Annotated in this window: 17 protein-coding genes; 6 read left to right on the plus strand and 11 right to left on the minus strand. The window is 60.9% G+C overall.

All coding sequences use genetic code 11. The features are described 5' to 3' along the window. Nucleotides 1-108: 108 nt before the first annotated feature. Both LPW11_RS09245 and LPW11_RS09250 read right to left on the minus strand, forming a co-directional pair. Nucleotides 109-1,548 carry a transglutaminase-like domain-containing protein gene (locus tag LPW11_RS09245; protein WP_230997833.1) on the minus strand — a complete coding sequence of 480 codons (1,440 nt, stop codon included), beginning with the start codon at nucleotides 1,546-1,548 and terminating at the stop codon, nucleotides 109-111. A 5-nt stretch (nucleotides 1,549-1,553) separates the two neighbouring features. Further along, nucleotides 1,554-1,766, minus strand: coding sequence for a hypothetical protein (locus tag LPW11_RS09250; protein WP_230997834.1), 213 nt, complete (start codon nucleotides 1,764-1,766; stop codon nucleotides 1,554-1,556). Nucleotides 1,767-2,184: 418 nt separating this feature from the next. Here LPW11_RS09250 and LPW11_RS09255 point away from each other — a divergent pair, with 418 nt between their 5' ends. Together LPW11_RS09255 and LPW11_RS09260 are read left to right on the plus strand one after the other, a co-directional pair. Further along, the gene (locus LPW11_RS09255) at nucleotides 2,185-4,470 is read left to right on the plus strand and encodes a sigma 54-interacting transcriptional regulator (RefSeq protein ID WP_230997835.1); all 2,286 of its coding nucleotides are present in this window, start codon (nucleotides 2,185-2,187) and stop codon (nucleotides 4,468-4,470) included. Nucleotides 4,471-4,713: 243 nt separating this feature from the next. Next, entirely contained in the window at nucleotides 4,714-4,896 is a 183-nt protein-coding gene (locus LPW11_RS09260) for a ribbon-helix-helix protein, CopG family (RefSeq protein WP_230997836.1), read from the plus strand. A 148-nt stretch (nucleotides 4,897-5,044) separates the two neighbouring features. Here the strand turns inward: LPW11_RS09260 and cysS are convergent, their stop codons facing one another. From cysS to LPW11_RS09285, 5 genes are all read right to left on the minus strand, one after another. Beyond that, complete coding sequence (cysS, locus tag LPW11_RS09265; RefSeq protein ID WP_230997837.1) at nucleotides 5,045-6,481, minus strand: cysteine--tRNA ligase; 1,437 nt, start codon at nucleotides 6,479-6,481, stop codon at nucleotides 5,045-5,047. A 91-nt stretch (nucleotides 6,482-6,572) separates the two neighbouring features. Continuing rightward, nucleotides 6,573-8,249 (minus strand): glutamine--tRNA ligase/YqeY domain fusion protein, encoded by a 1,677-nt coding sequence (locus LPW11_RS09270; RefSeq protein ID WP_230997838.1) that lies wholly within the window; start codon nucleotides 8,247-8,249, stop codon nucleotides 6,573-6,575. A 70-nt stretch (nucleotides 8,250-8,319) separates the two neighbouring features. Then, nucleotides 8,320-8,796 (minus strand): 2-C-methyl-D-erythritol 2,4-cyclodiphosphate synthase, encoded by a 477-nt coding sequence (ispF, locus tag LPW11_RS09275; protein WP_230997839.1) that lies wholly within the window; start codon nucleotides 8,794-8,796, stop codon nucleotides 8,320-8,322. A 33-nt stretch (nucleotides 8,797-8,829) separates the two neighbouring features. Beyond that, nucleotides 8,830-9,519, minus strand: a complete 690-nt coding sequence (gene ispD / locus LPW11_RS09280) for a 2-C-methyl-D-erythritol 4-phosphate cytidylyltransferase (RefSeq protein WP_230997840.1) — start codon at nucleotides 9,517-9,519, stop codon at nucleotides 8,830-8,832. 257 nt (nucleotides 9,520-9,776) lie between these two features. Further along, nucleotides 9,777-10,469, minus strand: coding sequence for a GntR family transcriptional regulator (locus LPW11_RS09285; protein WP_230997841.1), 693 nt, complete (start codon nucleotides 10,467-10,469; stop codon nucleotides 9,777-9,779). 147 nt (nucleotides 10,470-10,616) lie between these two features. Here LPW11_RS09285 and LPW11_RS09290 point away from each other — a divergent pair, with 147 nt between their 5' ends. Both LPW11_RS09290 and LPW11_RS09295 read left to right on the plus strand, forming a co-directional pair. After that, a complete protein-coding gene (locus LPW11_RS09290) occupies nucleotides 10,617-11,675 on the plus strand; it encodes a potassium channel family protein (protein ID WP_230997842.1) in 1,059 nt (352 codons plus the stop codon). Beyond that, nucleotides 11,668-12,441, plus strand: coding sequence for a sugar phosphate isomerase/epimerase family protein (locus LPW11_RS09295; RefSeq protein ID WP_230997843.1), 774 nt, complete (start codon nucleotides 11,668-11,670; stop codon nucleotides 12,439-12,441). The genes LPW11_RS09290 and LPW11_RS09295 overlap by 8 nt, the downstream gene beginning before the upstream one ends. Here LPW11_RS09295 and LPW11_RS09300 read toward each other — a convergent pair. From LPW11_RS09300 to LPW11_RS09310, 3 genes are all read right to left on the minus strand, one after another. Continuing rightward, the gene (locus LPW11_RS09300) at nucleotides 12,438-12,920 is read right to left on the minus strand and encodes a DUF2127 domain-containing protein (RefSeq protein WP_230997844.1); all 483 of its coding nucleotides are present in this window, start codon (nucleotides 12,918-12,920) and stop codon (nucleotides 12,438-12,440) included. The two genes, LPW11_RS09295 and LPW11_RS09300, sit on opposite strands and share 4 nt — an antisense overlap. Before the next feature lie 215 nt (nucleotides 12,921-13,135). Then, nucleotides 13,136-13,441, minus strand: coding sequence for a putative quinol monooxygenase (locus LPW11_RS09305; RefSeq protein WP_230997845.1), 306 nt, complete (start codon nucleotides 13,439-13,441; stop codon nucleotides 13,136-13,138). 70 nt (nucleotides 13,442-13,511) lie between these two features. After that, nucleotides 13,512-13,841, minus strand: a complete 330-nt coding sequence (locus LPW11_RS09310) for a DMT family protein (RefSeq protein ID WP_230997846.1) — start codon at nucleotides 13,839-13,841, stop codon at nucleotides 13,512-13,514. Between the two features lie 279 nt (nucleotides 13,842-14,120). Here LPW11_RS09310 and LPW11_RS09315 point away from each other — a divergent pair, with 279 nt between their 5' ends. Continuing rightward, complete coding sequence (locus tag LPW11_RS09315; RefSeq protein WP_230997847.1) at nucleotides 14,121-15,566, plus strand: glyceraldehyde-3-phosphate dehydrogenase; 1,446 nt, start codon at nucleotides 14,121-14,123, stop codon at nucleotides 15,564-15,566. A 539-nt stretch (nucleotides 15,567-16,105) separates the two neighbouring features. On the opposite strand, the gene LPW11_RS09320 is transcribed toward LPW11_RS09315, so the two are convergent. Continuing rightward, nucleotides 16,106-16,780, minus strand: coding sequence for a CheR family methyltransferase (locus tag LPW11_RS09320; RefSeq protein WP_230997848.1), 675 nt, complete (start codon nucleotides 16,778-16,780; stop codon nucleotides 16,106-16,108). A 288-nt stretch (nucleotides 16,781-17,068) separates the two neighbouring features. On the opposite strand from LPW11_RS09320, the gene LPW11_RS09325 reads away from it, so the two are divergent. Continuing rightward, nucleotides 17,069-18,346: an HDOD domain-containing protein gene (locus tag LPW11_RS09325; protein ID WP_230997849.1), complete on the plus strand. Its 1,278-nt coding sequence runs from the start codon at nucleotides 17,069-17,071 to the stop codon at nucleotides 18,344-18,346. Nucleotides 18,347-18,370: the final 24 nt, after the last annotated feature.

Genomic DNA, 18,370 nt, shown 5'->3' on the forward strand with positions numbered 1-18,370 from the left:
ACAGATGTCAAGCAAAAAGTACAGCAATATCAAAGATTTCAGAGAGCAAGAACCTAACCGGACAACGCTGGGGACAGGGGGGATTTGCCTTTCTTAGGCGTGAACCGCCTAGTACTGCTGTTCCACCAGCTTTGCCTTCACCTTGCCGACCATTACTGCCAGCGTCGCCATGTCGTCCGGCGTATCACCCTCCTCGACCTTTATGTGGGTGAGGTCCGCCGGATTCTGCCCGAAAGTCGGGTCGACCGGAACCCACATGCCGTTCAGGTAGCTCTCCGCCCAGCTGTGGTACAAAAATCCTTTCCCCGGAGCATAGACAACGCCGGAAACAAAGCGGGATGGGACCCCGGCGGCGCGTGCCATTGCCGTATAGAGCCGGGCGTGCGACTGGCAGTTGCCGTTTTTTTTCTGGAGGGTCTCCACCGGGCTCTGGCTGTCCGTGACGGTCCCCTGGATCTCACGAGCCACCCACGCCACCAGTGCGTCCACCTTGCGCCCGGGGTCCTGCTCGCTCCCCACCACTGCATCCTTTTGCTTCACTATTTCGGGGTTGTCGCTCGGGATCCGTTCGGCTGGCTGCAGGTATCCTTCGGGGGGTGCCGGTGCCGGCGCCCCTTTCGTCTCCCCGGACATGGTAAAGCGGACAGTGCCGTCTGGGAGGACGGTCGCCTGCTGTCTGGCCCCCTGGATCAGCGGGAGATTCTTCGGCATGTCGATGAAATCGACGACGAGCCGCTTCAACCGCTCCGGGCTCTGAATCTGCTTCTCCAGCCGGATCAGGCTGAAATCGAGGATGAGGTCCTTTTTGGCGACGGCCGCGTTGGCGAGGTAGTTCCTGGCGCTCTTCTCGTCTTCGGCGCTGGTCACCACCAGGTCGTCCCGTACCGATTCCTTGATGCTGTTACCTTGGAGGTCGACCCAGATGTCGTTGTCTACGAAGGAGTAGAGGTTGTTCTTGAGATGAATCGCCTCTTTCCCGGCAACCGACTCCGACCCCACCACCGTCACTGTTACCTGCTTTACCTTCAGCGCCTCGGGATCGAAGAGTGAAACCTTCACCTTCTTCCCCGGCTTCCCCTGCTGCATCAGGGGCAGGAGATTCAGCGCGGGGGGAGGGTACACCGGCCCCTTCGCCTTGATGAGCTTTTCCTTCTTGCCGCTGGCGCTCTCGATGGTGACCTTGATCCCCTTCGGGGTCATCTCACCGCTCAGTGTGGCCCGGCTGCCGTCGATGGTCTGCTCGACGGTGAAGGAGCGCAGGGAGAGGTCTTTCCCCACGTAGTAGCACTCGTTGGAACTCGCGTCGCGGGAGAAGCCCATCACCAGCATCTTGACGCTCCCCTCCGCCTCCATCTGGTATCCGTCTTCGAGGCGTGTGATCACCTGGTGGGCGAAGCCTACCCGCTCACCATCCATGTTGACGCTGAACCACCGCTCCCCGGTGGGGGGGGCGGTGAGGCGTGGAAGGTCCGCCGCGGCGGAGAGGTGCGGCGCTGCCAGGAGCGCAAGGATCAGGAGGAGCCGGAAAATAGGGCGTAGCAATGTCATTTCTTTCACTCGGTGCAGATCGGCTCTGCGGCGGTTTCGGGGCGTTCTTCTTCCCGTGAGATCTTGCAGCTGCCGGCGGTCGATTCCGGCTCCTCCGCAGCTGCGGCTTTGGCGGCCTCCAGGAGGGAGGAGGCGAAGCCGGCGAGTTCCTTCTTCCCCTTTTCATTCAGCCTGCGGTAGGTGGCAACGAGACCCTGCTCTTCAAGATTGAGTTCCATGGGCGGCTCCTGTGATGGAAACGGTTCTCCTATATAGCATAGCGCAATTAAGGCGCGCAATGCGGAAGGCCGCTCCCACACTGGCTTCACGCCAAAGGAGAACGGGTCGGTCATCCCGATTCTCCTCTGTCGCAGCGCGCCGGGGCAGTGGTCGCCGCGCCTTCAGGTCATGATGATGTAGACAATGTCTCGATATGATGACCACTTGCATCACCTGACATGCAGCGGTATACTGGGCTTAACAAAAGAGTTGCGGGGGGTTGCAAGACCCCCCTTCCCCTAGCCGACTTGCCCTCCTAGTCGCTAGGGTTTTTTTGTGTCTTTTTTTGCTGTGCCACTTGTTGCACACTTTTCGCTAATCAGGTACTATAGGCCAACCTTTTTTAATCATTCACTCGCCACCTTCCGAGGGCAAACCATGTACCCGATAATCACCATTTCAGACCATTGCCGCAAGTGCTACTCCTGCATGAGGAGCTGTCCGGTGAAGGCAATCAAGGTCGAGAACACCTACACCGACATCATTCCTGAGCGCTGCATCGGCTGCGGCAACTGCCTCAGCAACTGCCCGCAGCACGCAAAGGTCCTCTCCGACAACGTCTCCGTGACGGAGCAGCTTCTCGCGTCGCGGGACATCGTCGTCGCCGTCCTCGGCTGCTCCTTCCCCTCATACTTCCACTATGCCACGCCGGGGCAGCTTGCCGCGGGGATCAGGCGCGCAGGATTTGCGGAGGTGCACGAGGGGGCCAGCGGGGTGGAGCTCATCGGCCTCGAGTACGCAAAGGCGCTGGAGACGAGCGAGGGGCCCCTCATCTCCTCCCACTGCCCTGCGGTCATCGACCTCATCGAGCGCCACTACCCCCAGCTCCTGAAAAACCTGGTGGGGGCGGTAACCCACATGGTGGCGATGGGGCGGATGGTGAAGGGAATCCTCGGCAGCCATGTGAAAGTCGTGTACATAAGCTCGTGCGTGGCGGCGAAGTTCCAGGTGGAAGACGAAAAGGCGTGCGGGGCGGTCGATCTGGTGCTGACCTACCGGGAGCTGGAGTCGATCTTCAGTTCCCGTTCCATCGACATCACGAAGATCGAGCCGGAGCCGTTCGACGGCCGCGAGCCCCACCTCGGCAGGCTCTTTTCCCTTTCGCAAGGCTCCTTCCGTGCGCTGAACCTCGACATCGACCCCCTCGACACCGAGATCATGACAGCGGAAGGGGAGGTCAACGTGATGGGGATCGTGAAGGATCTCGCGGCGGGGAGGATCAGCCCGAAGCTCGTCGACCTGCGCTACTGCTACGACGGCTGCATCGGCGGCCCTGGTAAGAACAGCGACATCACCGAGTTCTCCCGCCGAAACCAGGTCATCTCCCACTTCAAGAGCCCGCCGGAATACCGCACCTCAGAGCCGTACCTCTCCGACCTCTCCGGCATCACCTTCACCCGCTCTTTCACCGACCGGCACGCGAAGCTGCCGCTGCCGAAGGGGTCGGACGTGAAGAAGATCCTGCAGGCGACGAACAAGTTCACCCGCAAGGACGAGCTCGACTGCCGCGCCTGCGGCTACCGCACCTGCCGGGAGTATGCCGTCGCCGTCTTCCAGGGGCTCGCCGACCTGGAGATGTGCCTGCCGCACAACCTGCAGCAGCTCGAGGAGGAGCGCGGCCGACTGATCCAGAAATACGAGCTCGCCAAGCGTGAGCTCGACCAGGGGACGAGAGACGAATTCATCGTCGGCTCCGACAGCAAGACGCTGGAGGCGCTGGAGCAGATAAAGCAGGTCGGTCCCACCCCCACCACGGTCCTCGTGCGCGGCGAGTCCGGGACCGGAAAGGAGCTCGCCGCCCGCGCCATCCACCGGCTCAGCAAGAGAGGGGACAAGCTCCTCGTCACGGTGAACTGCACCGCCATCACCGACTCCCTTCTGGAGAGCGAGCTCTTCGGCCACAAGAAGGGGGCGTTCACCGGCGCCATCGCGGACAAGAAAGGGCTTTTCGAGGCCGCAGACGGCGGCACGATTTTCCTCGACGAGATCGGGGACATTACCCCGAAGCTGCAGGGGGAACTCCTGAGGGTCCTCGATATCGGTGAGGTGCGGCCGGTCGGCGGAACCTCCTCGAAGCGTGTCGACGTGCGCCTCATCGCCGCCACCAACAAGTGCCTGGAGGACGGCGTGCGCGACGGCTGGTTCCGCGAGGACCTCTATTACCGGCTCAACGTCTTCTCCATCACCATGCCGCCGCTGCGGGAAAGGACCAAGTCCATACCGGAGCTGGCACACTACTTCCTGGACAAGTCGCGCAAGAAGCTCGGCAAGAACATCGTGGGGATAGAGGAGCGCGCCATCAACGCCATGATGCGCTACCCCTGGCCGGGTAACATCAGGGAGATGCAGAACATCATCGAGCGTGCCGCGGTCCTCACCAACGACGAGCTCATAAAGCTCGGCAATCTCCCACTTGCCTTCGCAGAGAGCTACGCGGAGGAAGGGGAGGACGTCATCGACCTGCGCTCCTTCAAAAAGGAGCGCGAACCGCACGTGCTCCGGGTGGAAAAGAAGCTGATCCAGCGGTATCTGAATGACGCCGGAGGTAATGTGTCAAAAGCGGCACAACTTGCAAACATCCCCAGACGCACCTTTTACCGCATATTGGACAAGCACGGCCTGAAAGGACGGAGTATAAGGGCCCGGGACCATGGCGAGGAGTAGTTTTGGAGGGGTGTTTCCGCTTTGGCACACGCCGACTGGGTGGTAATGGTGCAGGTGTGCCAAATGTGGCTCAAGTTGTATACACAGTTGTTGCTTATAACGTATACTGAGTAAATTATATTTACCAGGAATAACGGAGGGTTATCTCGTTTTTTGCTCCTTGTGCGACTTTGGCACGCATGTAGCAGTATATAGGGGGAAATCAACAGCGAAAGCTGCCAACTATCTAAAAGGAGCGAAAAAATGGGAAGAATGAGAGAAAACCCGAGGTACAACGTAATCTCCATGAGGATCAGCGACGCAGAACGTGAGACTCTCGAAGAGATCATGGCCACCACCAAGAAAAGCGTTTCCGAGATCATGCGTGAAGCTATGGAACTCGTGAAAGCAAGGGCAACGATGGAGCCGAACAAGAAGGCAGCATAGACTGACACAACATACCTGCAGTACAAAAAATAGGCCGCTCACGCGGCCTTTTTTTGTGTCTGCAGTTCTGAAAAATTAACAAGTGCCAATACTGGCACAACTCCGGGTGGAGAGGGGCGGGCTCCTCCGCGAAGCCCGCCGGCCCCTCCTATTTAGCCTTCCACACGGTCCCCTGCGCGGTGTCCAGAAGGACGATGTTGTGCTGCAGCAGGCGGTCCCTGATCTCGTCGCTCTTCTTGAAGTCCTTCGCCTTGCGCGCCTCGGCGCGCTCCACGATGAGGCTCTCGATCTCCGCCTCCGAAATCCCCGCGTCCTTGCTCTTTCTCTGGCGCATCCGCTCCAGGAATTCGGCCGGTTCGGAGTCGAGGACCCCGAGTACTCGCGCGATCGCCGCAATCTCCTGCTCAACCTGCTGCAGGAGCGGCAGCGGCGCCTCCTCGATCTCGCGGTTCAGAGTGCGCACGAGGTCGAAGACGTGCCCGAGGGCCAGGGCGGTGTTGAAGTCGTCGTCCATCGCCTCGGTGAAGCGCTGTGCCAGATTCGCGCATTTTTCCCGGAGCTCCGAGGCGCCGGAGGTGGAGGCGCCCCCTTTGGCGATCTGCTCCTTCACGGCGGCAAGTGCGCTGTAGATCCGCTCCAGCCGTTGCTCCGCCTCGTTCAGGTTGAAGTCGGAGAAGTCGATCGGCGAGCGGTAGTGCGCGGAGAGAAGGAAGAAGCGCAGCACCTCCGCGTCGTACTTCTCAAGCACCTGCTTGATGGTGAAGAAGTTCCCCAGCGACTTGCTCATCTTCTCGGAATCGATGTTTACGAACCCGTTGTGCAGCCAGTACTTCACGAACGGCTTCCCGGTGGCCGCTTCGGTCTGGGCGATCTCGTTTTCGTGGTGCGGGAAGATCAGGTCCTTCCCGCCGCCGTGGATGTCGAAGCTCTCCCCCAGGTATTTCATGCTCATGGCGGAGCACTCGATGTGCCACCCGGGGCGCCCCTCCCCCCACGGCGACTCCCAGAACGGCTCGCCGGGCTTGGCACCCTTCCACAGGGCGAAATCCATGGGGTGCCTCTTGCGCTCGTCCACCTCGATCCGTGCGCCCGCCTGCATGTCCTCCAGGTTTCTCTTGGAGAGCTTCAGGTACCCGTCGAACGACTCCACGCCGAAGTTGACGTCGGAGCCGCACTGGTACGCCACCCCCTTCTCGATGAGCGTCTCGATGAGGGCGATGATCTCCCCGACGTGCTCCGTCGCCTTCGGCTGGATAGTGGGAAGATCGACCGAAAGGGCCTCCATGTCGCGGTCGAACTCCCCGATGAAGCGCTCGGAGACCTCGTTGAACGCCAGCCCGTCCCGGTTCGCCCGGTTGATGATCTTGTCGTCGATGTCCGTGTAGTTGCGCACGTAGGTGACGTCGTAGCCGCTGGCGCGCAGATAGCGGTAGATGGTGTCGAAGGCGACGTAGGCGCGGGCATGTCCGATGTGGCAGTGGTCGTAGACCGTGACGCCGCATACGTACATCCCCACCTTCCCGGGGTTGATGGGGACGAATTCTTCCTTGCTGCCGGTGAGGGTATTGTAGACGCGCAATGCCATGAGATCTCTTCCTTTGGCAGGTGCGGCGGAGGGCCGCCGCACTCATTGTATGGTTTGTGGTGCGGACGGAGCAGAGGGGGCTCCGTCCCTGTTACTGCTGTCCCTTCCCCCACGAATCGCGCAGCGTCGCGGTGCGGTTGAAGACTGGAGCGCCGGGGCGGCTGTCCACGAGGTCGGCGTAGAAGTAGCCGAGCCGCTCGAACTGGAACCGGCTCTCCTTCTCCGCCTGCGCCAGGGAGGGCTCGAGATAGGCGGTGAGGGTTTCTTTGGAGTTGGGGTTCAGCACGGTGCGGTAGTCGCCGTTGCCGGGGTTCGAGGTGGTGAAGAGGCGGTCGTATACCCGCACCTCCGCCTCGACGGCGTGGCGCGCGGAGACCCAGTGAATGGTTCCCTTGACCTTGCGGCCGTCGGGGGCGCTGCCGCCGCGGGATGCGGGGTCGTAGCTGCAGCGGACCTCCACAACCTCCCCCTGGTCATCCTTTATGACCTCTGTGCAGCGCACGAGATAGGCGTAGCGGAGGCGCACCTCCTGCCCCGGCGCGAGCCTGAAGAACCCTTTTACCGGCTCCTCCATGAAGTCGTCGCGCTCGATGTACACCTCGCGGCAGAACGGGACCTTCCTGACCCCCATGGTCGGATCGTTCGGGTGGTTCGCCGCCTCGAACTCCTCCGTCTCCCCTTCCGGGTACCCCTCGATGACGACCTTCAGGGGGCGCAGCACCGCCATGGCGCGGGGGGCGCGGACGTTCAGGTCCTCGCGGACGCTCTCCTCGAGGAGGCTCATGTCGATCCAGCTGTCGCTTTTGCCGACCCCGATCGTCTCGCAGAAGTTGCGGATCGACTCCGGAGTGTAGCCGCGGCGCCGCAGACCGACGAGGGTCGGCATGCGCGGGTCGTCCCAGCCGTCCACCAGTTTCTCCTGCACGAGCTCCAGAAGCTTCCTCTTGCTCATGACGGTGTAGCTCAGGTTCAGGCGGGCGAACTCGATCTGCCGCGGATGGCAGGGGACGTCGAGCTGGTCCAGCACCCAGTCGTAGAGAGGGCGGTGGTCCTCGAACTCAAGGGTGCAGACGGAGTGGGTGATCCCCTCGATGGCGTCGGAGATGCAGTGCGCGTAGTCGTACATCGGGTAGATGCACCACACCGCTCCGGTGCGATGGTGCTCCACTCTCTTTATGCGGTAGATCACCGGATCGCGCATGTTGAGGTTCGGGGAGTTCATATCGATCTTCGCGCGCAGCACGTGGGCGCCGTCCGGGAAATCGCCGTCCTTCATGCGCTGGAAGAGGTCGAGGTTTTCCTCGACCGCGCGGGTGCGGTAGGGGCTTTCCTTCCCCGGCTCGGTGAGGGTGCCGCGGTAGGCGCGCATCTCCTCGGCGGAGAGGCTGTCGACGTAGGCCTTGCCGGCGCGGATCAGGTCGAGCGCGTACTGGAAGAGCCGCTCGAAGTAGTCGGAGGCGTAGTACATGTGCTCGCCCCAGTCAAAGCCGAGCCACTTTACGCTGTCGCGGATCGACTCTTCGTACTCCACCTCTTCCTTTGCCGGGTTCGTGTCGTCGAAGCGGAGGTGGCAGCGACCCTGGAAGTCGCGGGCCAGGCCGAAATTCAGGCAGATCGATTTGGCGTGTCCTATGTGCAGGTAGCCGTTCGGCTCCGGCGGGAAACGGGTCACGATGAGGTCGTGCTTCCCGCTCTGCAGGTCGTCGATGACTATGTTTCTGATGAAGTTGGCGGGTTTCTCCGCCGCTGTGATCTCGGTGCTGTTCATGGCCCTGTCCTGGTGATGGTCTGGCGGTATGTCCTTCGTCTGCAGGGGAGGGATCTCCCCGAGCTTGATGCTAGCGCTTTCTCTGCAGGAGCGCCACGGCATAGGCGGCGATCCCCTCGCCGCGCCCGGTGAACCCGAGCTCCTCGGTGGTGGTCGCCTTTACGTTGATGCGGTCCTCGTCGGTGTCGAGCGCCTTTGCAATGTTGCGCCTCATCTGCTGGATGTAGGGAGCGAGCTTCGGGCGCTGTGCCACGATGGTCCCGTCGACGTTCCCGATGGAGTACCCTTTCCCCTCGGCGAGCGCCATGACGTGGCGCAGGAGCTTCAGGCTGTCCGCACCCTTGTAGGCGGGATCCGTGTCGGGGAAATGGCGCCCGATGTCCCCCTCGCCGATGGCGCCGAGGATGGCGTCGGAAATGGCGTGCAAAAGGACGTCCGCGTCGGAATGCCCGAGGAGCCCCTTGCCGTAGGGGATGTCCACGCCACCCATGATGAGCTTTCTTCCCGCCACCAGTCTGTGTACGTCGTATCCGTTACCGATCCTCATATCGCTCCTCCTGAGTAAATTGCATGTTCCCTATCATGACACCTTGAGGAAGGCCTCTGCAAGGAGCATGTCCTCGGGGGTGGTGATCTTGATGTTGCGGTAGTCGCCGGCGACGATCTCGAGCCGTGAGCCGTGGCGCTCCAGGAGAGACGCGTCGTCCGTGCCGAGGAACCCTTCCTTCTCGGCAGCTTCGTGAGCCTCGCGGATGACGCCGTAGCGGAAGGCCTGCGGAGTCTGGGCAAGCCAGAGTCCTGCGCGGGGAGGTGTCTCCACTATCATGCCGTCGGCGGCGACTTTCACCGTGTCCTTCACCGGGACCGCCACAACGGCTCCTGCGCTGCGTGAAGCGCCCCGTGCAGCGGCCTCGAGCATGGCTGCGGTAACGAAAGGGCGCACGCCGTCGTGGATGAGAATGACGTCGTCCTCCGCCGCCCCGGTCATGGCACAGAGCCCGTTGCGAACCGAATGCTGGCGCTCGGCCCCCCCCGGGACAATGCCGCGCACCTTGGTGAACCCGAAGCGCTCCACGACCTCCGTGCGGCAGAACGGGATCTCCTGCTCCGGCACGACGAGGTAGATGCCGTCGATGAAGGGGGCCTCTTCAAAAACTGCCAGTGTGTGGGCAAGGATGGGCTTCCCGTCGAGAAGAAGGTACTGCTTGTTCATCCCTGCGCCCATGCGCTTCCCCATCCCCGCTGCTGGGATCAAGGCGTACGTGCTCATTAGCTATATCTCGTGTTTTCTTTAACTTGGAGGATAAAACGTGGAATTATACAGCCCTGCAGCAAAAATAAAAGTTAAAACTCATTGTTGGCGAAAAATCGGGTGGTTTCGGCGGTGGCGGGGGTGGGTGCGGTGCAAGGGGGGCGTGGTGTCTGGGGTGCGCAGGGGGCGAGAACCTTATAATTCAAGACCTGACCCCGGGGTCAGGTCTTGAATTTAAGCCTGTGTCGCGCGCCGCAGCCGGCTCAACGGAACCTTTAGAGGTCGAGATCTGCCGGGACCGACGCGGGGGGGGCGCCTTTTTCTTCTTCTATGAGGACCCTGCCGCCGTACTCGGCATTCTTTTGCACCAGCGCCTCGGCCAGATGCGGGTTCCTGCTGCGGAAGGCATCGATGATCTTTTCGTGCTCTTCCACCGAGACCTGCATCCTCCCGGGCTTTGCCAGTGACGCGAGCCGCAGGCGCTGAAACTTCTTCACCAGGGCGAAGATCATCTCGGCAAGTTTCTCGTTCCCCGCACCCTTGATGAAAACTTCATGGAAGGTGTTGTGCACCTTGAAAAAGTGTCCCACGTCCCCTTCTTCGGCGAGGGCGCGCAGCTTTTCGTTGATCTTCTCCAGCTTTGCTATATCCTTCGGGGTCAGCCGCTCACATGCCTTGCGGGCTGCATACCCTTCCAGTATGCTCTTGATTGCGTAGAACTCCTCGACGTCCTTTGCCGAGAAAGAGGCGACCAGAGCGCCTTTGCGGGGGATCACCGTCAGGTATCCCTCGCTTTCCAGCTGCCGGAACGCCTCCCGAATCGGGGTGCGGCTGATGCCGAAACGTGCCGCGAGCTCCGGCTCCGCAATCTTCTCCCCTGGCTTGAGGCTTCCGTTCATGATGGCATCGCGGATCGTCCCCAGTATGCGCTCTCTCAGGGTTAGATGATTTTCTACTGATCTTTTCATGTCTATACTCTCCCGATTCTGCGCACAATTGTATACAGTGTCCCAGATTTGTCAAGGGTTTCCCTTTCTTAGCACGCAGTTTAGCAGCAATTGGCTTGAAATTTAAAGACCGCAATTGTATCTTGTCGGCTGAAAGGAGCCTGGGGGATGGATCCGGTCCGGCATCTGAAAATTTCCATCATGGTCCTCTTGTTGCTGCTTTCGTGCGGCACGCTGGGATATGTACTGATCGAGGGATGGGGCTCGCTCGACGCGCTCTACATGACGGTCATCACCCTGAGCACCGTGGGGTTCCACGAGGTGCACCCGCTGGATCACGCCGGGAAGATCTTCACCATGATCCTCATCCTCTTCGGGGTGAGCGTCATCGGCTACATCGTCGGCAGCCTGGCCCAGATCATGTTCGAGGGGCAGTTTCACCGGATCATCGGGAGGAGAAAGGTGGAAAAGGCGATCGAAGGACTGAGGGAGCATTACATCATCTGCGGGTTCGGGCGGATCGGCGCCCTCATCTGCCGCGAGTTCGCCGCACGACCCCTTCCCTTCGTGGTCGTGGAGAAGGACCCCGCCGTCATCGACCGCCTGGCGGAGGAGGGGTACCTCTACCTGCGCGGCGACGCCACCTCCGACGATACCCTCCTGAAGGCGGGGATCAGGCAGGCGAAGGGGCTCATCTCGGTCGTGACCTCGGACTCGGAGAATGTGTACATCACCCTCACCGCCCGCGGGCTGAACCCCGCCCTCTTTATCCTGGCGCGCTCCAGCGAGGAGGGGTCCGAGATAAAGCTGAAGAGGGCCGGGGCGAACAAGGTCGTCTCCCCGTACCTCATCGGCGGCAGCAGGATGGCGCAGGCGGTGCTGCGCCCGAACGTCGTCGACTTCATCGAGATCGCTACCGGCCGGGAGCACCTGGAGCTGCAGATGGAGGAGATCGTGATCCCGGAGCACTCCGGCTTCATAGGGGAGAGCCTCGCCAGTTCCGGGTTCAGGAAGGAGACCGGAGTCATCATCGTGGGGATCAAGGCGCGCGACGGGCACATGGTCTTCAACCCGGAGTCGCACACAAAGATCAATGCGGCCGATACCCTCATCCTCCTCGGGGAGCCGAGCGCCATCCTGAAGCTGGAACAGCTCATCGGGAGCGGCACCGGCGCCGACGAGCTCATCAACAAACATAAGGATAAAGGTCGTCACACCAATGCCTAGAGTTTTCGTTCACGTCCCGTACACGCAGCTGTCGCTGCATCTCCCCTTCATCCTGGAAAACGGCATCAACCCCGAGATCTTCTTTTCCGGCGAGGCACTGGAAGGGCTGGTGCGCCAGGAGTTCCTCTCCATCGCCCAGGAGTTGAAGAGCGCGGGTCTGTCCTGTACCATTCACGCCCCCTTCATGGACCTGAATCCCGGATCGCTGGAGCGCCTCGTGCGCGAGGCCACCATGCTCCGCTTCGGGCAGGTGCTCGACGCGGCCTCGGTGCTGGAGCCGGAGGTCATCGTCTTCCACCCCGGTTTCGACCGGTGGCGCTACGGGGAGGCGACGGACAAGTGGCGCGAGCACAGCGTGGGGGTCTGGCAGGTGGTCCTGGAGCACGCGAAACGGATCGGGGCGACGGTGGCGATCGAAAACATCTTCGAGGAGGAGCCCTCGACGCTGAAGTCACTTTTCGAGGAGGTGGAGGATCCGAGATTCCGCCACTGCTTCGATGTCGGGCACTGGAACCTTTTCAAGAAGGTCGGGATGGAGGAGTGGTTCGAGGCGCTGGGAGATCGGATAGCGGAGGTGCACATCCACGACAACAGCGGCCTCAAAGACGAGCACCTGCCGATAGGGGAGGGGGGGATCGATTTCGAGCTCTTCTTTTCCCTCATGCAGCGCTACGCACCGCACGCAGCCTACACCATCGAGGCGCACAGCCGCGAAAAGGTGCAGCGGGCGCTCGCCGCTCTGAAGAAGTACCTCCCGTACAGCTAGTCGTCCCTTCTGCGGTGGCTGCCGCGGGACCGGAGAAGTATATAGGCGAGGTACAAAACGATGAGGGTGTTGACGGTGAGGACGGCGACGCGCGCCCAGGTGAGCTCCCGCGCCACCTCGTACATCTCCACCGGAATATAGATGCCGCCGCTCAAAAGGCCGAACCACTCTGCCCACTGGAGCTTCAGCCACAAGCCGTACGCCTCCGCAAAGCGCACCGCGGAGTAGAGAAAGGCGGAGAGGGAGAGTACCCAGAGCTCGGTATTGCTGATGTTGGCGGTGGCGTCGATGAAGACGCGCGGGTAGTGACGCGCCGGGTTGAAGTGGAGGGCCCGCACCAGTTGCTCCGCCGCGTCATGCAGGTCCTTGTGGATGAAAGCGAGGAGTCCGCACCCCACAAGGAGCACCAGCGCCCCTTTCAGCGCCTCGAAGACCGCCACCAGACGCAGACCATTGAGATTGTTCCCCGTGCCGGTCATGCAGTACCTTCCTCGGGGCAGCGGATGAGCGAGAGGGGCAAACCCCATCCCCACCCTGTCCCTCCCCTTGAAAGGGAGGGGACGCATTTTCACCAGTGTCTCGGCGGCACCGTCCGCTGAAGGTGCAGACGGTGCGTCACCTTCGACATCTTCCGGACGCAAGAAGAGGGCGGCGTGGTGCAGACCACTCTCCGCCCTCAACGATACTTCCACCGCTAGGCCGTCTGCAGCACCTTGACCGACAGGTCCTCCAGCAGGTTGTCCACCTGCGCCTTGAACGACTGCATGGCCGGGGCGTTCAGGTGCGCCACGAGGTCGTCCACACTGTGCCACCGCTCCACGAGCGTCACCACGTTCTCGTCGAACTGCTGTACCGGGAGGTTCGCGTCGATGTCGACGCCGGGGGCGTACTCGACGCACCCTTTCTCGGTGCGAACGATTTCGGCATAGGACTTGAAAATGGGGAGGAATTCAGCGCGCTTGCCGGGAGCTACTTTCAGTGAAGCGACTACGGTAATCATGGGTACCCTCCTTTTGATTTCATAAAAGATGCTTTAGCGACTTCATCCTGCCACAGAATCCGCCGTCCCGCTAGCTCCGGAAGATAAAAAATACCGCGCCCCCAAGGCAGCAGGCGGCCCAGAGGTAGTCGAGCTTCATCTGCTGCCCCATGTAGAGGACCGCGAAGGGGATGAAGACGGAGAGGGTGATGACTTCCTGGATGATCTTCAGCTGCCCGAGGTTGAAGGTCCCGTACCCCGCGCGGTTGGCGGGGACCTGCAGCAGGTACTCGAAAAAGGCGAGCCCCCAGCTGGCCAGGACCGCGATGTACCAGGGGGCGGCGCGGAGGTTTTTCAGGTGGGCATACCAGGCAAAGGTCATGAAGACGTTGGAGAGGAGTAGCAGCAGGATTGTTCTCATAGGGAGTCCTTCGACAGCATCTTGACCACCCCGCGAGGCGGTGGTCAATGAGGCATTTCTTATTGTTCAGAGAGAGGATAGCACGATTATGCGACCAGATGCAAAAGGGTAAGCTCCCCTGGTCGATGAAAGAGAAGGAGCTCGTTTACGGACGTGTGTGACGAGCGAAAAAATGCTAAAGATGTGCTCCGGCTCGTCTTTATTGTTTACGAGAGGGAAAAGTTGTAGTAAGTAAACTGGCTTGCCAAGAGGCAGTAACAGAGGGAAAGGAATCTACAGATGAACAACGAGAAGCAGCATGTCTATCTGAGGGAGTGGCATCGCCAGGAAGAATTGGCAGAGCAGATGCTGCCGATGATCGGTCAACTCTACCGTGACAAGAACGTCATGATGTCGGTGTACGGCCGGTCCCTGGTAAACGCGACCACCATAGACATTCTAAAGGCACACCGTTTTGCTCGCATGATCCTCGACGATGAACTGTCGGTAGTGGAAACCTTCCCCCTGCTGGAAGCAATCTGCTCCCTCGATCTTGCACCCGCCCGTATCGACCTTGGCCGTCTCACCGTGCGTTACCTGGAGCACGAAGGGAAAGTTGCCGTTGAGGAGTTCGTGAAGCAGGAGCTTGCGACGGTGAACACCGGCCGCCAGGCGATCCTCGACGAGCCGCAGGACGTGGTTCTTTACGGTTTTGGCCGCATCGGCCGCCTGCTCGCGCGCATCCTCATCGAGAAGGCGGGCAGCGGGGAGAAACTGCGTCTGCGCGCCGCGGTGGTGCGCAAGGGGAGTGAGGACGACCTGCTGAAGAGGGCGAGCCTTCTGCGCCGCGACTCCGTGCACGGCCCCTTCAACGGCATCATCACCATCGACGAGGAAGAAAACGCGATCATCGCCAACGGCAACATGATCCGCATCATCTACTCCGATTCCCCGGAGACCGTCGACTACACCCAGTACGGCATCCGCAACGCCATCGTCGTTGACAATACCGGCAAGTGGCGCGACAGGGAAGGGCTCAGCAGGCATCTGAAAGCCAACGGCGTTTCCCAGGTACTCCTCACCGCTCCGGGGAAGGGGGACATCCCCAACATCGTGGCGGGGATCAACAACAACCTGGTCCAGCCTGAGGAAAAGATCTACTCCGCGGCAAGCTGCACCACCAACGCCATCGTGCCGGTGCTGAAGGCGCTGCACGACCGTTTCGGCGTGGTGAGCGGGCATGTGGAGACCTGCCACTCCTACACCAACGACCAGAACCTCATCGACAACTACCACAAGGCCGATCGCCGCGGGCGCAGCGCCCCGCTCAACATGGTCATCACCGAGACCGGTGCCGCCAAGGCCGTCGCGAAGGTTCTCCCGGAACTTGCCGGGAAGCTCAGCGGCAATGCGATTCGCGTCCCGACCCCGAACGTGTCGCTGGCGATCCTCAACCTGGAGTTGGACAAGGCGACCGACAAGGCGACGCTGAACAGCTACCTGCGCAGCATCTCGCTCGACTCCCCGCTGCAGAACCAGGTGGACTACACGAACTCCCCCGACGTCGTCTCCAGCGACTATGTCGGGTCGCGCCACGCCTGCATCGTCGACTCCCTCGCCACCATCGTGGAAGGGAACCGCTGCGTGCTCTACGTCTGGTACGACAACGAATTCGGCTACAGCTGCCAGGTTGTACGCCTGGTTCAGGACATGGCCGGCCTCGAGTGGCCGACCCTGCCGCAGTGATTCAGTAGAGGCACAAACAGTTAGGAAGCAGAAGCCGGCGCGGGAGATATTTCCTGCGCCGGCTTTTTTTTCTTCCAGACACCGGCGCACAGTCCAACCAGTCCAACCAGTCGGACCAGTCGGACCAGTCGGACCAGTCGGACAAGTCGGACAAGTCGGACAAGTCGGACAAGTCGGACAAGTCGGACAAGTCGGACAAGTCGGACAAGTCGGACAAGGTCGTGGTGCCAAGATTAAGACAGCTGTGTCAGCAAAATGACCTGGCGCTGGCAAGGCTTAAGTGGCTGGTTTTGCAGGAATTGCACGTCGTGCTGTGCAATGTCTGACGGCGGCGGGCGGCGGCGGGACCTCTTCCGAACACGGTCCCGCTGTCTTTTCAGGTGCTTAGCCTGCTGCAGTGATTTTGCTCGACTTGGCACGGCGATTGAATGAAGGGATACAGGCCGCATTAAGTAGTAGAAACCTTTTGCGCCGTGGCGGTTATCCTCCTTTCGCCACGGCGCTTTTTTTTCCTCCCTCTTCTTCTCCCCGCCTTCACTTCACCGCTTGCGGAACAGGAACCGCTCCCCGGGCACCGGGCAGAAGTACTCCAAAGCCTCCTCCGCCAATTCTTCCTTTTTCCCGATCATCAGCAGCCCCCCCGGCCGCAGAGCAGTGGAGAGCCTCTGCGCTGCAGCGCGTAGCCGCTCGCCGCGATAGTAGGTGAAGACGAGGTAGCGGCAGAAGACGAGATCGATGGAGGTAGGGCCCGGATCCGTCATGATGTTGCGCCTCTCAAATCTGACGAGGGAGGTGACATCTTTTTTGACGCAGAAGCGGGTCTTCTGCTTTGTGAAAAAGCGGTCGAGATACTCGGGCGGAACTTCACGCAGCGACCCCTTCTCGTAGCACCCCTCCTTCGCCCTCGACAGGCTCGCCTCGTCGATGTCGCTTGCCGTTATTTCGATGCCACCTTCGCTGCTCATCTTGTCCAACCAGATCATCGCCAATGTGTACGGCTCCTCGCCGCCGCAGCAACCGGCGCTCCACGCGCGCACGACGCTCCCCTTTCCTTTCTCTGCGATAAGAGCAGGGAGCCAGGTGTCGGCGAGGGTGCGCCAGCAGTCGCCGTCGCGGAAAAAACGGGTCATTGTGATGTGCATGAGATCGGCGAGCCCCGCCATTTCGGCCGGGTGGTGCCGCAGGTATTCGAGATAGTTCTCGAACCCCTTCATCCGAGCACTTCCATGCGGGCTTCCACTGCGCGCCGTGCAGGAGGTCGCCTGTACTTGCGCCAGACGAGCCCCTCCAGCTGAGCGGCGTGCCGCAGGAATTCGTCAAACTTCATGATGCCCCCTCTCCTCCGCAGGCTGCAGGGGAAAAAGTGCCACCAGCACCCCCCAACCCCATCAAAAACTTTATTCCGTAGCACTTTCTGCCGAACAGTAGAGGGGCCAGCAGTATCCGTCTCTGCGGCGTCGCTTCCCGGCGTGCCAATGACAGACGTTCTTTTAGAGGTGCATATGAAAGATGTGCTCGAAGGCGACATTGCCTACATGTCGGTTCCCGATCTTCTTCAGTATATAGACCTGAAGCGGAAGTCGTGCACCGTCAGCATCATAAATGAAGGGGTGGGGACTTCCCTCTACCTCGACCGCGGCAAGATTTTCTTCGCCTCTTCGGAGAAGAAGGGGCTGCGTTTCGGTGAGTTCCTGGTGCGTTCGGGGCTCCTCTCCGAGTCGCAGTCGGCAACGGCGCTGGAGGAGAGCCGGAAAGCGGGGAAACGCTTCACCGAATACCTCATCGAGAGCGGGGCCGTGTCGTGCCGGCTTTTGCACGCAGCTTTCTTTGAACTTGCCGACCTCATCCTCATGGAGGTCTTCAAGTACCGCTCCGGCTTCTTCTCTGTTACCGATCCAGTTCCCGATGCCGTCGTCGAAGGGCCGATACGCCTCCAGGCAGACCTCGATGTTGCCTCCATCCAGCGGCTCGAGCAGCGCGAGCGGGAGCGCCATGAGAGGCGCAAGTCGCTGGAAAAGATCAAGGAGAGGATACGAAAAGGCGATTTTCACCTCCCGGCCCTTCCGGACATGATCATGCACCTGCTCGCTGTGGTGGAGGACGAGAAGTCCACCTTCAACGACATGGTGCGCACCATCATGACCGATCAGGTGCTGGTATCCCGCGTGCTGAAAGTGGCCAATTCTCCCCTGTATGCTGCGGGGGAGCGGATCGACTCCATCCATCTCGCGCTGGCCCGCATGGGTATGCGCTCGATCCTCAATATCGCCATCGCCTTCAAGATGAACGCGCTGTCGGTGCCGGGCGCGCCGCAGGCGAAGCTGCAGGGTGTGCTGGATGACGCCATAAAGACCGCCTTTGTGGCGAGCGGGCTCGCCCGGGGCGCAAGGCTCGACCCGGAGGAAGCATTTCTCGGCGGTCTCATGCATGATCTGGGGAAGACGGTGATCTTCAGCCTGGCCCCCGCAGCACTGATCGACGATCCGGTTTTCGAGGAGCTGGTGGCGGAGATGCATGGAGAGATCGGTGCGCTGATAGCGCGGAAGTGGCACTACCCGGACTCCATCGGCGACGTCATCCTGCACCACCACGACTGCAGGTATGCGGGGAAGATTGATAGGGTGGTCGGGGTCGTGCAGCTGGCGGATCTTTTGGTCCAGCATGGGGTGGAGGAGAAGGAGTGTCAGGAGCTGTCGGCGGAGCTCTCGCTCTGGCCGGAGGATGTCAGGGAGGTGTATCAGCAGGCAATGGAGTCATTCAGGCAGACGAAGGGGTTTTGACAGGGGCCGAGCATATCCAGCGAA

Origin of the sequence: Geomonas sp. RF6, assembly GCF_021044625.1 — a bacterium.
Taxonomy (GTDB): domain Bacteria; phylum Desulfobacterota; class Desulfuromonadia; order Geobacterales; family Geobacteraceae; genus RF6.